At 70.6% G+C, this 13,705-nt stretch carries 10 protein-coding genes; all 10 read left to right on the top strand.

Annotated elements, in window-relative coordinates:
* Window positions 1-16 precede the first annotated feature (16 nt).
* The 10 genes from folC (at window position 17) to ACZ79I_RS13575 (ending at window position 13,295) form a co-directional block, all read left to right on the top strand.
* Complete coding sequence (folC, locus tag ACZ79I_RS13620) at window positions 17-1,564, top strand: bifunctional tetrahydrofolate synthase/dihydrofolate synthase (protein ID WP_471497318.1); 1,548 nt, start codon at window positions 17-19, stop codon at window positions 1,562-1,564.
* Window positions 1,565-1,570: 6 nt separating this feature from the next.
* Window positions 1,571-1,960: a DUF4233 domain-containing protein gene (locus ACZ79I_RS13615; RefSeq protein WP_471497316.1), complete on the top strand. Its 390-nt coding sequence runs from the start codon at window positions 1,571-1,573 to the stop codon at window positions 1,958-1,960.
* Window positions 1,961-2,115: 155 nt separating this feature from the next.
* Entirely contained in the window at window positions 2,116-2,529 is a 414-nt protein-coding gene (gene ndk, locus ACZ79I_RS13610; RefSeq protein WP_381092036.1) for a nucleoside-diphosphate kinase, read from the top strand.
* Window positions 2,530-2,873: 344 nt separating this feature from the next.
* Complete coding sequence (locus ACZ79I_RS13605; protein ID WP_103845224.1) at window positions 2,874-3,893, top strand: rod shape-determining protein; 1,020 nt, start codon at window positions 2,874-2,876, stop codon at window positions 3,891-3,893.
* A gap of 208 nt (window positions 3,894-4,101) precedes the next feature.
* A complete protein-coding gene (gene mreC, locus ACZ79I_RS13600) occupies window positions 4,102-5,052 on the top strand; it encodes a rod shape-determining protein MreC (RefSeq protein ID WP_471497313.1) in 951 nt (316 codons plus the stop codon).
* 12 nt (window positions 5,053-5,064) lie between these two features.
* Entirely contained in the window at window positions 5,065-5,733 is a 669-nt protein-coding gene (gene mreD, locus ACZ79I_RS13595; protein WP_471497311.1) for a rod shape-determining protein MreD, read from the top strand.
* 143 nt (window positions 5,734-5,876) lie between these two features.
* The gene (gene mrdA, locus ACZ79I_RS13590; protein ID WP_471497309.1) at window positions 5,877-8,123 is read left to right on the top strand and encodes a penicillin-binding protein 2; all 2,247 of its coding nucleotides are present in this window, start codon (window positions 5,877-5,879) and stop codon (window positions 8,121-8,123) included.
* Window positions 8,120-9,319 carry a rod shape-determining protein RodA gene (gene rodA / locus ACZ79I_RS13585; protein WP_471497307.1) on the top strand — a complete coding sequence of 400 codons (1,200 nt, stop codon included), beginning with the start codon at window positions 8,120-8,122 and terminating at the stop codon, window positions 9,317-9,319. Before mrdA ends, rodA begins: the two co-directional genes overlap by 4 nt.
* 420 nt (window positions 9,320-9,739) lie before the next feature.
* Window positions 9,740-11,248: a CYTH and CHAD domain-containing protein gene (locus tag ACZ79I_RS13580; RefSeq protein ID WP_471497305.1), complete on the top strand. Its 1,509-nt coding sequence runs from the start codon at window positions 9,740-9,742 to the stop codon at window positions 11,246-11,248.
* A 106-nt stretch (window positions 11,249-11,354) separates the two neighbouring features.
* Window positions 11,355-13,295 (top strand): TIGR03960 family B12-binding radical SAM protein, encoded by a 1,941-nt coding sequence (locus tag ACZ79I_RS13575; protein WP_471497303.1) that lies wholly within the window; start codon window positions 11,355-11,357, stop codon window positions 13,293-13,295.
* The last annotated feature ends 410 nt before the right edge of the window (window positions 13,296-13,705 follow it).

The raw sequence follows: 13,705 nt of genomic DNA, 5'->3' as shown, positions 1-13,705 counted from the left end.
TCCGTAGACTGGCCTCGTGAGTGACCTGCCCCCGAGCGACCCCAACGAGAGCGATCCCTTCGAAGAGATCGTCGCGATCGAGACGGACCTTCCCCAAGCTCTCAACTCCGATCGAGCAGGGGAGACCCCGGCCCCCGATCTCGCGGTGATCGAGGCCGGCAGCCGTACCCTGCGCACGCAGGGCGGGCCGCCGCAGTCCGAGGTGCCCGCCCGGCCCGCCGACCCCGAGGTCGACAGGGCGCTGAGGGAGGTCGAGGCCGAGCTGGCCACCCGCTGGGGCGAGACCAAGCTGGAGCCGTCCGTCAGCCGCATCTCGGCGCTGATGGACGTCCTGGGGGAGCCGCAGCGGTCGTATCCGTCCATCCACATCACGGGGACCAACGGCAAGACCTCCACCGCCCGGATGATCGAGGCCCTCCTCGGCGCCTTCGAGCTGCGCACCGGGCGGTACACCAGCCCGCACGTCCAGTCGATCACCGAGCGGATCAGCCTGGACGGCGCCCCCGTCTCCGCCGAGCGCTTCATCGAGACGTACCGGGACATCAAGCCGTACATCGACATGGTCGACGCGAGCCAGGAGTACCGGCTGTCCTTCTTCGAGGTGCTCACGGGCATGGCGTACGCGGCCTTCGCGGACGCGCCCGTCGACGTCGCGGTCGTCGAGGTCGGCATGGGCGGCAGCTGGGACGCCACGAACGTCATCGACGCGGACGTCGCCGTCGTCACCCCGATCGACCTGGACCACACCGACCGGCTGGGCTCCACGCCCGGCGAGATCGCCCGGGAGAAGGCCGGCATCGTCAAGCAGGACGCCACCGTGATCATGGCCCAGCAGCCCGTGGACGCGGCCCAGGTGCTGCTGAAGAAGGCCGTCGAGGTGGACGCGACGGTGGCCCGGGAGGGCCTGGAGTTCGGGGTCGTCTCCCGGGAGGTGGCGGTCGGCGGCCAGCTCCTCACGCTCCGCGGCCTCGGCGGCGAGTACGGCGAGGTGTACCTGCCGCTGCACGGCGCCTACCAGGCCCACAACGCGGCCGTGGCGCTCGCGGCGGTCGAGGCGTTCTTCGGCGTGGGCTCGCAGCGGCCCGGGCCGCTGGACGGCGACACCGTCCGCAGGGCCTTCGCGTCGGTGTCGTCCCCGGGCCGCCTGGAGGTCGTGCGGCGCTCCCCGACCGTCGTCCTGGACGCCGCCCACAATCCGGCGGGGGCCCGCGCCACCGCGGACGCGCTGAGCGAGGCGTTCGACTTCAGCCGCCTGGTCGGGGTCGTCGGCGTCAGCGGGGACAAGAACGTACGGGGCCTGCTGGAGGCGTTCGAGCCGGTCTTCGCCGAGGTCGTGATCACCCAGAACTCCAGCCACCGCGCCATGGACGCCGACGCGCTGGCCGCGATCGCCGTGGAGGTGTTCGGCGAGGAGCGCGTCCAGGTCGAGCCGCGGCTGCCCGACGCCCTGGAGGCGGCGATCACGCTGGCCGAGGAGCAGGGGGAGTACGCGGGCGCGGGCGTCCTCGTCACCGGCTCCGTCATCACCGTCGGCGAGGCCCGACTGCTCCTGGGGAAGGGCTGACGTTCCGTGCGTACGCTGTGTGCTTCGACCCTGATCGGCGAGTTCTTCGTCATCGGCTTCGCCGGCCTGGTCGCCATGAAGGACCCGGGGCTGTCCACGGGCACGGTCTGGACGGTCAGCGGCATCGCCATGGTCCTCAGCCTGGTGCTGTCCGGCCTCATCACCCGTCCCGGTGGTGTCCAGCTGGGCTGGGCGCTGCAGATCGCGCTGATCGCGTCCGGGTTCTTCGTGCCGACGATGTTCTTCCTCGGCGCGGTCTTCGCGGCGCTGTGGTGGGCGTCGGTGCACTACGGGCGGAAGATCGACGAGGCCAAGGCCCGCTTCGCGGCGGCGCAGGGCGAGGGGAGCAGCCCGGGCAGCCCGGCCCAGGCGAACGAAGGCCACTCCGGCGGGTGAGGGACGGGGCCGCCGCGGCCGGGCGGCGTCTCCAGCGGTCGGGGCTCCGGAGCGCGGCCGCCCGCCCCAGGGCGCCTGACGCTGCGTGACGTCCACCCCTACCGGCCCTGTAACCTCTACGCACCGCACCACGTGACCCGTAAGGAGCCACCCCCGTGAGCCAGCGCACCCTTGTCCTCCTCAAGCCCGACGCCGTCCGTCGCGGGCTGATCGGCGAGATCATCAGCCGTATCGAGCGCAAGGCCGGCTGGAGCATCAGCGCGCTGGAGCTGCGCACCCTGGACCAGGACACGCTGGAGCAGCACTACGGCGAGCACAAGGGCAAGCCCTTCTACGAGCCGCTGGTGGAGTTCATGGCCTCCGGCCCGGTGGTCGCGCTCGTCGTGGAGGGTGAGCGGGTCATCGAGGGACTGCGGGCGCTGGCCGGCCCGACCGACCCGATCGCCGCCGCCCCCGGCTCCATCCGCGGCGACTACGGGGTGATCGTGCGGGAGAACCTCATCCACGCCTCCGACTCCGAGGAATCCGCCGAACGCGAGTTGAAGATCTTCTTTCCCGGCCGCTTCTGAGCATGGCGGGAGGGTGAATTCCCTGACTCGGTGTGCACACGGTTGATGAGGGGCCGTCATGTCACCCGGATGCCTGATCCGGAGGCTGCCGTACCATCCGCTGTGAAAACCCGGCCATTGTCCGGCATATGCGTGCCGTTCGGGGGAACGGCTACCCCCGAACGCCCGTCTCCAGAAGCGAGGCGGTACGTCATCTGCTGACAATGGCGAAGACCCTCGCACCGTGTTCGTGCAGGCGAGACTACGATGTAAGCCTTCACGTCACAGCAGCCACTTCGCCACCCCAACAAAAGCCATCAAACGCTCCACTTGGGAAGGCCAGACGAATCCTGATGGGGAACTCAATGTCGTTCATCGGCCGTGACATGGCTGTCGACCTCGGGACCGCCAACACGCTGGTGTACGTCAGGGGTCGCGGGATCGTACTCAACGAGCCGTCCGTCGTCGCGATCAACACCAACACCGGTGGCATCCTCGCGGTCGGCGCGGAAGCGAAGAAGATGATCGGCCGGACGCCGGGCAACATCGTCGCCGTGCGCCCCTTGAAGGACGGTGTGATCGCCGACTTCGAGATCACCGAGCGGATGCTCCGCTACTTCATCCTGAAGATCCACAAGCGGCGGTACCTGGCTCGTCCGCGGGTCGTGGTCTGCGTGCCCTCCGGCATCACCGGCGTCGAGCGCCGCGCCGTCATCGAGGCGTCGTCCCAGGCGGGCGCCCGCCAGGTGCACATCATCGAGGAGCCCATGGCCGCGGCCATCGGCTCCGGCCTGCCGGTCCACGAGGCCACGGGCAACATGGTGGTGGACATCGGCGGCGGCACCACGGAGGTCGCGGTCATCTCGCTCGGCGGCATCGTCACCGCCCAGTCCATCCGCGTCGCGGGCGACGAACTGGACAACGCGATCATCCAGTACGTCAAGAAGGAGTACTCGCTGCTCCTCGGTGAGCGGACGGCCGAGCAGATCAAGATCACGATCGGTTCGGCGTACGACCTCGACACTGACGAGCACACCGAAATCCGCGGCCGGGACCTGGTCTCCGGACTGCCCAAGACCGTGGTCATCTCGGCGGCCGAGGTGCGCAAGGCCATCGAGGAACCGGTCAACGCGATCGTGGACGCGGTCAAGACGACCCTGGACAAGTGCCCGCCGGAGCTGTCCGGTGACGTCATGGACCGCGGGATCGTCCTCACCGGCGGCGGTGCCCTGCTGCGCGGGCTGGACGAGCGGCTGCGGCGGGAGACCGGCATGCCGATCCACATCGCCGAGGATCCGCTGGACAGCGTGGCGCTCGGCTCCGGCAAGTGCGTCGAGGAGTTCGAGGCGCTCCAGCAGGTGCTGGACGCCCAGCCCCGCAGATGACGCGACGCGCCGATTCCGCCGTACGAGACGATCGCCTCTCGTGCGGCGGATCGTTGATATAGAGGCATAAGCTCCCCCGAAAACCCCGGGGTTGTGCCCACCGGGTCGTGCCCCCCAGGTATCGCCCGGTGAGTTCGTGCCCACTCGGCACCGCATCCCTGGACCGCCCGCCCCATACATTCCGACGAGGAAGGCACGGCCGCCGCACGTGAGGGACACACGAGAGAGCCGGCTGCTCCTGGTGCTGCTGATCGCCATCGCGTTCGCTCTGATCACGGTGGACATCCGCGGCGGCCAGGACTCACCGGTCGAAGGTGCCCGCCAGGCCGCTGCCACGGTCTTCGGCCCGATCGAGAACGGGGTGTCGTCCGCCGTCAGCCCCGTCGGCAACGCGATCGCGGCCGTACGCGACTCCGGCAGCCGGCATGACCGCGTCGCCCAACTGGAGCGCGACAACGCCGCATTGAAGGCGAGACTGGGCAGCGACGACCGCAACCGCAGCCGCCTCAAGCAACTCGACAAGATGATCCGGGTGGCGGGCGAGGGCCAGTACGGGATCAAGGGCGCCGAGGTCATCGCCATAGGAGCGGCCCAGGGTTTCTCCTGGACCGTCACCGTCGACGTGGGCGCCAACGACGGAATCCGGCGCGACATGACCGTCCTCAACGGCGACGGGCTGGTCGGCCGCGTCACCACCGTCGGCCCCGACACCGCGACGGTGCTGCTGGCCAACGACCCCGACTTCACCGTGGGCACCCGGATGGAGAGCAGCGACGAACTCGGCTTCGCCTCCGGGCAGGGCGACCGTCCGCTGCGCGTCCAGCTCCTCAACGGCAAGGCCGACGTGAAGAAGGGCGACCGCCTGGTCACCTTCGGCTCGCAGGCGGACCGGCCGTTCGTGCCCGGTGTCCCCGTCGGTGTGGTCCTGCGCGTCGACCCGTCCGGCGGCGGTCTGACCCGCACGGTCTATGTGCAGCCGTTCGTGTCCTTCAGCAAGCTCGACATCGTCGGCGTCGTCGTCACGGCGCCGAAGAAGGATCCGCGCGACACCGTCCTGCCCCCGAAACCCGTTCCGAAGCCGACACCGACCGTGACCGTCACCGTCACGCCGTCGGACTCCGCGACGGACTCCGTCGACGGCCAGCAGCAGACGCCCTAGGAGCTGAACCAGATGCGCTTCAACCGGATGCTGCTCGCCACCACCCTGGTGATCGTCGCCCTGGTGATCCAGGTGAGCGTCCTCGCCCGCCTCCATCTGCCCGGTGCCGTCCCCGACCTGGTGCTGCTGACCGTCGTCGCCTTCGCCCTGGTCTACGGGCACGTCGGCGGCTGCCTCATCGGCTTCGGCGCCGGACTGCTGTCCGACCTCGTCCCGCCCGCCGACCACGCCGCCGGCCGCTACGCCCTCGTACTGTGCGTCATCGGCTATGTCGCCGGGCTCTTCAGACCGGACCACGGCCGCCTGAAGTCCGCGACCGGCCCGATGGCGGTGGTGGTCGCCGCCGCGGTCGGCTCGACGCTGCTGTACGCGAGCGTGGGCGCGCTCGTCGGCGACACGGCGGCCCGTCATGTCGGCCTGGCCGGACTGCTGTTCACGGCCGCCGTGTACGACCTGCTGCTCGCGCCGTTCGTGGTGCCCGGGATCATGGCGCTGGCCCGTCGCGCCGAGAACGACCCGCTCGCCGAGACCAACTCCGCCAAGGCGGCGGACGTCTCCTCCGGCTGGCTCTCCTCCGGGACCGGACTGCGCATCGGCAGCCAGCGCGGCGTACTGCGCGTCAGGGCGGCCAGGGCACGGGTGGCCCGCGCCGGGCGCATCAAGGGGGTCAAGCGGCTGTGACCGTCCGGCAGGCGGCCTTCCCGTCACACGGGCCGGCCGTGTACTCGTACCCGTATCCCACCACCCTTCTGAAGAATGGGCTTCGCCCATGACCAATGCCCGCCCGTCTCCCACCGCCACCCTCAGCGGAATGGGCTTCGCCCATGACTAACATTCCCGAGACCGGACGGACCCCACGCGTCCAGATCCGGCTCGCCGTCCTTCAGATCCTCGTCCTGTCCCTCCTCGGCACGCTCGGCGGCCGGCTGTGGTACCTCCAGATCCGCAACGGCTCGGAGTACGCCAGGGAGGCGTCGGGCAACCACGTCCAGCAGGTCGTCCAGCCCGCCGTGCGCGGTGAGATCCTGGACGCGCGCGGGATCCCGCTCGCGGACAACGAGACCCGGCTCGTGGTCTCCGCGTCCCGCACCGACCTGCTCAAGATGGAGGACGACGGCAAGGCGGTCCTCACCAAGCTGGCCGGCGTCCTGGGCATGAAGCCCAAGGACGTCATGGACAAGGTCCGCCTCTGCGACGCCAAGACGCCGCAGCCCTGCTGGAACGGCTCCCCGTACCAGCCCATCCCCATCACCGACGAGGCCACCCCCAAGCAGGCCCTGCAGATCCGCGAGCGCTCCGAGGACTTCCCCGGCATCACCGCCGAGCCCGAGGCCGTCCGCCGTTACCCGGCGCCCGGCGAGTCCAACACCGCCCAGGTCCTCGGCTACCTCTCGCCCGTCACCGACGACGAGATCCAGAAGGCCAAGGACACCGACTCCCCGTTCCTGCGCTCCGACCAGGTGGGCCGCTCCGGCCTGGAGCGCCAGTACGACAAGGTGCTGCGCGGCAAGGCCGGCGTCACCCGCTACGAGGTTGACAACCTCGGCCGCGTCATCGGCAGGGCCAAGAGCGACGCCGCCGAGCCCGGCTCCAACCTCGTCACCAGCATCGACGCCCGGGTGCAGCGGGTCGCCGAGTACGAGCTGGACGCGGCGATGAAGGCCGCCCGCGCCCAGTTCGACGACATCACCGGCGAGAACTACAAGGCGGACTCCGGCGCCGTCGTGGTCATGGAGGCGAAGACGGGCCGCATCGTCGCCATGGCGTCCGCCCCGACGTACGACCCGAACGTCTGGGTCGGCGGCATCTCCGCCAAGGACTACAAGAAGCTCACCGGCAAGAACTCCGACTACCCGCTGCTCAACCGGGCCATCCAGGGGCAGTCGGCGCCCGGCTCCACCTTCAAGGTGGTCTCCACGGCCGCCGCGGTCGAGGCCGGCTACGACTTCGACGGCAACTACCCGTGCACCAGTTCGTACTCGGTGGGCGGCCAGGTCTTCAAGAACTTCGAGGGGGAGAGCTTCGGCCCGATCTCGCTCGGCCGCGCCCTGGAGGTCTCCTGCGACACCGTGTTCTACGGCCTCGCCCACAAGGAGTGGCTGAGGGACGGCGGGATCAAGCCGAAGAAGAAGCCCGGGGACTACTTCTTCAAGGCCGCCCATCAGTTCGGCCTCGGCAAGACCACCGGCATCGACCTGCCCAACGAGGTCTCCGGCCGCGTCCCCGACCGCGAGTGGAAGCAGAAGTACTGGGAGGCCAACAAGGACGCCTGGTGCAAGTCCGGCAAGAAGGACGGCGACTACGTCCAGAAGATCGCCTACGAGAACTGTCTCGAGGGCAACAGGATGCGCGCCGGTGACGAGATCAACTACTCCATCGGCCAGGGCGACACGCTCCTGACCCCGATCCAGGAGGCCGTCATCTACTCGGCGATCTCCAACGGCGGCACCCTGTGGAACCCCACCATCGGCAAGGCGGTCGTCAGCCCGGACGGCAAGGAGATCACCGAGATCAGGCCCGAGTCGCACGGCAGGCTGCCGATCAGCAAGAAGACGCGGAACGGCATGGACCAGGCCCTCGCGGGCGTCGTCACCCGCGGCACCGCCGCCTGGAAGTTCGGCGGGTGGCCGCAGGACAAGATCCCGCTGCACGCCAAGACCGGTACCGCCGAGGTCTACGGCAAGCAGACCACGTCGTGGCTCGCCACCTACAGCAAGGACTACGCGGTCGTCATGACCATCGCCCAGGCCGGTACCGGTTCGGGTGCCTCCGGTGAGGCCGTGCGCCACATCTACAACGCGCTGTACGGCGTCCAGGACGACGGCTCGATCGACACCAAGAAGGCGCTGCTGCCCACACCGCAGAAGGGCCTCCCCAAGATCAGGACCGATGGTTCGATCGTCGCCCCGAAGATCGAGAAGTACGATCCGAACGCGGAACAGGCGGGCGGGCAGGACCAGCAGGGCACGCCCACCGACAGCCCGTCGGCCACCGCGCCCTCGCCCACGGACGGCACCCGCACCCGCCGCAAGCCGGCCCGCCGACGCAAGAGGCGGAGGATCCTGACGTGACCGGAGCGAACAACTTCTCCGTCTCCGGGTACGGCCCCGAGCGGGCCCGCTGGACGCGGGTCTTCGCCCGCGACGGCCTGGCCCGGCGCCTCGACTGGCCGATACTGCTGTCGGCGACGGCCCTGTCCCTGATCGGCACCGCGCTCGTCTACTCGGCGACCCGCAACCGCACCGAGATCAACCAGGGCGACCCGTACTACTTCCTGATCCGGCACCTGATGAACACCGGCATCGGGTTCGCCCTGATGATCGGCACGATCTGGCTCGGCCACCGCACCCTGCGCACGGCCGTGCCGATCCTGTACGGCATCTCGGTCTTCCTGGTCCTGCTGGTGCTCACCCCGCTCGGCGCGACGGTCAACGGCGCGCACGCGTGGATCGTGTTCGGCGGCGGTTTCTCCCTCCAGCCCTCCGAGTTCGTCAAGATCACGATCATCCTGGGCATGGCGATGCTGCTCGCCGCCCGCGTCGACGCGGGCGACAAGCCCCACCCCGACCACCGCACGGTGGCACAGGCCCTGGGGCTGGCCGCCGTGCCCATACTGATCGTCCTGCTCATGCCCGACCTCGGCTCGGTCATGGTCATGGTGGTCATCGTGCTGGGCGTGCTGCTCGCCTCGGGTGCCTCCAACCGGTGGGTGCTCGGCCTGATCGCCGCGGGGGCCCTGGGCGCGGTCGCCGTGTGGCAGCTGCACATCCTGGACGAGTACCAGATCAACCGGTTCGCCGCCTTCGCCAACCCCGACCTGGACCCCGCGGGCGTCGGCTACAACACCAACCAGGCGCGCATCGCGATCGGCTCCGGCGGACTGACCGGTGCGGGCCTCTTCCACGGCTCGCAGACCACCGGTCAGTTCGTGCCCGAGCAGCAGACCGACTTCGTGTTCACGGTCGCGGGTGAGGAACTGGGCTTCATCGGCGCCGGGCTGATAATCGTTCTGCTCGGGGTGTTCTTGTGGCGGGCCTGCCGCATCGCCCGGGAGACGACCGAGCTGTACGGCACCATCGTCGCCGCCGGGATCATCGCCTGGTTCGCCTTCCAGTCCTTCGAGAACATCGGGATGACCCTCGGCATCATGCCGGTCGCGGGCCTGCCCCTGCCCTTCGTCAGCTACGGCGGCTCCTCGATGTTCGCGGTCTGGGTGGCCGTGGGGCTGCTGCAGTCGATCAGGGTGCAGCGGCCGATCTCGGCGTGAGCCCCGCCCCGCGCGAGCCCCGGCCGCCTACGGCCCCGCACCCGCCCGGCCGGGGAGCCGCCCCACCGGCGCCCCGGCCCCGAGCGGCCCCGGCACCGCGGGGGAGGCTCCCGTTGCACAGGACACCGCCCGATACCGCTCCGCGTGGCGCCCGGCGTCGGCGGCCGGCGGCCGGGGCCGGGGCCGGCGAGCGACGTCCGGCACCGGCGTCCGGGTCCGCGGGCCGGTCGGGGTCCGGCACCGTCGACTGGTCTTCCGCATCCGCATCCGGCTTCGGACATCGGCGACGAGCGACCGGCCATGGGAGCGCACTGCGCGCGGACAGGTCCGGCCCCGAGCCGCCGGCCTGACGCCGGCCGAGGCACGCACAGATCCATCAGGCCCCTGCCCTGCCGGCCCCCATGCGACTAGATTCGGGCCATGGTGGACACGAAGCGCGAAATCGAGCGGAAGTACGATGCGGCGGCCGGGGACGGGCTTCCCGACCTGACCGCCGTCCGCGGGGTCTCGGCCGTCGTCGACAAGGGCGTCGCCGAACTCGACGCCACGTACTACGACACGGCCGACGAGCGGCTGGCCCGTGCCCACCTGACCCTGCGCCGCCGCACCGGCGGCGGCGATCCCGGCTGGCACCTCAAACTGCCCGTCGCCGACGGGGTACGCGACGAGATCCGCGCCCCGCTGTCCGACACCGTCCCCCGGTCCCTGTCCGGGCTCGTCCGCTCCCGCGTGCGCGGCGCCGAACTCCTGCCCGTCATACGCCTGCGCTCCGCCCGTGACGTCCGCCACCTCGTCGACGCCGACGGCGCCCTGCTCGCCGAGGTCAGCCTCGACCAGGTCCGCGCCGAGCGGCTCAGCGGCGGCACGGGCACCGCCGAGTGGACCGAGATCGAGGTCGAACTCGCCGACGGCGGCGACCCCGCCTTCCTCGACCGGGTCGACAAGAAGCTCCGCAAGGCGGGGCTGAGCCGCTCCTCGGCCCCCTCCAAGCTGGCCAGGGCCCTCCAGGAGACGGCAGGGCCCACCACAACCGCCCCCGCCGCCACCCGCACCCCGCCCGTCACCGCGGGTGACCACGTCCTCGCCTACGTCCGCGCCCAGCGGGACGCGATCGTCGAGCTGGACCCCGCGGTGCGCCGCGACGTCTTCGACTCCGTCCACGCCATGCGCGTGGCCACCCGCCGGCTGCGCAGCACCCTGCGGTCCTACGGCAAGGTCCTGGACCGCACGGCCACCGGCCCGATCGCCGGCGAACTGAAGTGGCTGGCCGGGGAACTGGGCGTCGACCGCGACCAGGAGGTCCTCGCCGAGCACCTGACCACCGCCCTGTCCGAACTGCCCTCCTCGCTGGTCTCCGGCCCCGTACCCGACCGCCTGCGCAGCTGGTCGAAGGCGCGCCGCAGCGGCTCCCGGCGCGGGCTGATCGCCGTCCTGGACAGCGGTCGCCACCTCGACCTGCTGGACGCGCTGGACACCCTCGTGGCCGCCCCGCCCCTGCGGAAGGCGGCCGCCGGCGACCCCGCGAAGGTGATCGCCGAGGCCGTGCGCGACGACTACCGGAAGGTCGCCGCGCTGATCGGCCGGGCCCTGGACCTGCCGTCCGGCCACGACCGGGACGTCGCGATACACGAGGCCCGCAAGAAAGCCAAACGCACCCGGTACGCGGCCGAGGCCGCCGTCCCCGCGCTGGGCGGACCGGCCGAGACGATGGTCAGGTCCATGAAGTCCCTGCAGACCCTGCTCGGTGACCACCAGGACAGCGTGATGGCCCGCGGCGCCCTGTGCGAACTGGCGGCCCAGGCGCATGCGGCGGGGGAGAACGCGTTCTCCTACGGTGTCCTGTACGGGCGGGAGGAACAGCGCGCCGCGGCCACCGAGGCGGCGCTGGCGGAGGCATGGCGGGCGGTGGAGGCGGCCACGGAACTCTGAGCGGGCGCCGGCCGCCGGCCGTTCCGGGCGTCCGGACGGGACCCGCGCTCGCGTTAGGCTTGATGGTCCTCCCTTTGTGTCCCGTCCAGCTCACGAAAGTCGCGAGATGCCTGCCGAAGCCGCCGAGTCGGTGTTCCCGCAGCTCGAAGCCCTGCTGCCGCATGTGCAGAAGCCGATCCAGTACGTCGGCGGAGAGCTCAACTCCACGGTCAAGCCGTGGGACGCCTGTGACGTCCGCTGGGCGCTCATGTACCCCGACGCCTACGAGGTCGGACTGCCGAACCAGGGCGTCATGATCCTCTACGAGGTGCTCAACGAGCAGGACGGCGTCCTGGCCGAGCGCACCTACAGCGTGTGGCCGGACCTGGAGGCGCTGATGCGACGGCACGGCGTCCCGCAGTTCACCGTGGACAGCCACCGCCCGGTGCGGGCCTTCGACGTCCTGGGCCTGAGCTTCTCCACCGAACTCGGCTACACGAACATGCTGACCGCGCTGGACCTCGCCGGGATCCCTCTGGAGGCCCGGGACCGAGGACCCGACGACCCGATCGTCGTGGCCGGCGGGCACGCGGCCTTCAACCCCGAGCCGATCGCCGACTTCATCGACTGCGCCGTCATCGGAGACGGCGAGCAGGCGGTGCTGGAGATCACCGGGATCATCCGCGCCTGGAAGGCGGAGGGACGCCCGGGCGGCCGCGACGAGCTGCTGTTCCGCCTGGCGAGGACCGGCGGGGTGTACGTCCCGGCGTTCTACGACGTGGAGTACCTCCCGGACGGCCGCATCGGCCGCGTCGTGCCGAACAGGTCGGGCGTGCCGTGGCGCGTGTCCAAGCACACCGTGATGGACCTGGACGAGTGGCCCTACCCCAAGCAGCCGCTGGTCCCCCTGGCCGAGACGGTCCACGAACGCATGTCCGTCGAGATCTTCCGCGGCTGCACACGGGGCTGCCGCTTCTGCCAGGCCGGCATGATCACGCGCCCGGTGCGCGAGCGCTCGATCACCGGCGTCGGCGAGATGGTGGACAAGGGCCTCAAGGCGACCGGCTTCGAGGAAGTGGGCCTGCTGTCCCTCTCGTCCGCGGACCACTCGGAGATCACGGACATCGCCAAGGGCCTCGCGGACCGCTACACGGACGACAAGATCGGCCTCTCGCTCCCGTCCACCCGCGTGGACGCCTTCAACATCGACCTGGCCAACGAGCTGACGCGCAACGGCCGGCGCTCGGGCCTCACCTTCGCCCCCGAGGGCGGCTCCGAACGCATCCGCAGGGTCATCAACAAGATGGTCTCGGAAGAGGACCTGATCAGAACCGTGGCGACGGCCTACGGCAACGGCTGGCGCCAGGTGAAGCTGTACTTCATGTGCGGCCTGCCGACGGAGACGGACGAGGACGTGCTGCAGATCGCCGACATGGCGACGCACGTCATCCAGAAGGGCCGAGAGGTCTCGGGCTCCAACGACATCCGCTGCACGGTGTCGATCGGCGGCTTCGTCCCCAAGCCCCACACCCCCTTCCAGTGGGCGCCCCAGCTCTCCGCCGAGGAGACCGACGCCCGCCTGGGGAAGCTCCGCGACAAGATCCGCGGCGACAAGAAGTACGGCCGCTCGATCGGCTTCCGCTACCACGACGGCAAGCCGGGCATCGTCGAGGGCCTGCTGTCGCGCGGCGACCGCCGCATCGGCGCGGTCATCCGCGCGGTCTACGACGACGGCGGCCGCTTCGACGGCTGGCGCGAGCACTTCTCCTACGACCGCTGGATGACGTGCGCCCAGAAGGCGCTGGCCCCGCACGGAGTGGACGTCGACTGGTACACGACCCGCGAGCGCGCCTACGAGGAGGTCCTCCCCTGGGACCACCTCGACTCCGGCCTCGACAAGGACTGGCTCTGGGAGGACTGGCAGGACGCCCTCGACGAGACGGAGGTCGAGGACTGCCGGTGGACGCCGTGCTTCGACTGCGGGGTGTGCCCTGCCATGGACAGTCATATCCAGGTGGGACCGACCGGCAAGAAGCTGCTCCCCCTCGCCGTCAAGAAGCAGCCCTGACAAGGGGCGAGGCCGTACGGGGCCCGTGGTCGGCCGTGCCTTTGTGGGAGCGATCGCCGAGACTTGTGGATTCGACGCGAGCGGATCGGCCCCCGGCCGGTCGTGAGCGGGGCGAGGATCGTACGGTGCCGCGCATGACCGGGGGATCCATCGCTCTGCAGGCCGATGCGGTCGGCGGGGCCACTGCTCAGCGGCAGAGGCGGCGTCGATGAACGTTCCGGCGACTCCACCTCGTCCGTCGGACGTCCTCTCGGTCTTCCCCGAGCTTGCCGGTCACGCGAGGACAGCGGTCCGGTTGCACCCCGAGCCGGCTCACCCGGGCCCATACGACAGTTCGATCGGCGGACCACTGGCCTGGCCGGCCGATGAGGCCTGGCCGGCCTGCCCTGGAGGGCACCACCTCAAGCACC

The organism is Streptomyces sp. PSU-S4-23 (genome assembly GCF_055632315.1).
Note: the sequence above shows the minus strand (reverse complement) of the source record. Positions and strands in the feature narration are given on the sequence as shown.

What these genes read in the sequence shown, in the direction of transcription:
- mrdA (WP_471497309.1), top strand. Translation starts at nt 5,877, where the DNA reads ATGACTAACATTCCCGAGACCGGACGGACCCCACGCGTCCAGATCCGG.
- ACZ79I_RS13580 (WP_471497305.1), top strand. Translation starts at nt 9,740, where the DNA reads ATGGTGGACACGAAGCGCGAAATCGAGCGGAAGTACGATGCGGCGGCC.
- mreD (WP_471497311.1), top strand. Translation starts at nt 5,065, where the DNA reads ATGCGCTTCAACCGGATGCTGCTCGCCACCACCCTGGTGATCGTCGCC.
- ACZ79I_RS13605 (WP_103845224.1), top strand. Translation starts at nt 2,874, where the DNA reads ATGTCGTTCATCGGCCGTGACATGGCTGTCGACCTCGGGACCGCCAAC.
- ACZ79I_RS13575 (WP_471497303.1), top strand. Translation starts at nt 11,355, where the DNA reads ATGCCTGCCGAAGCCGCCGAGTCGGTGTTCCCGCAGCTCGAAGCCCTG.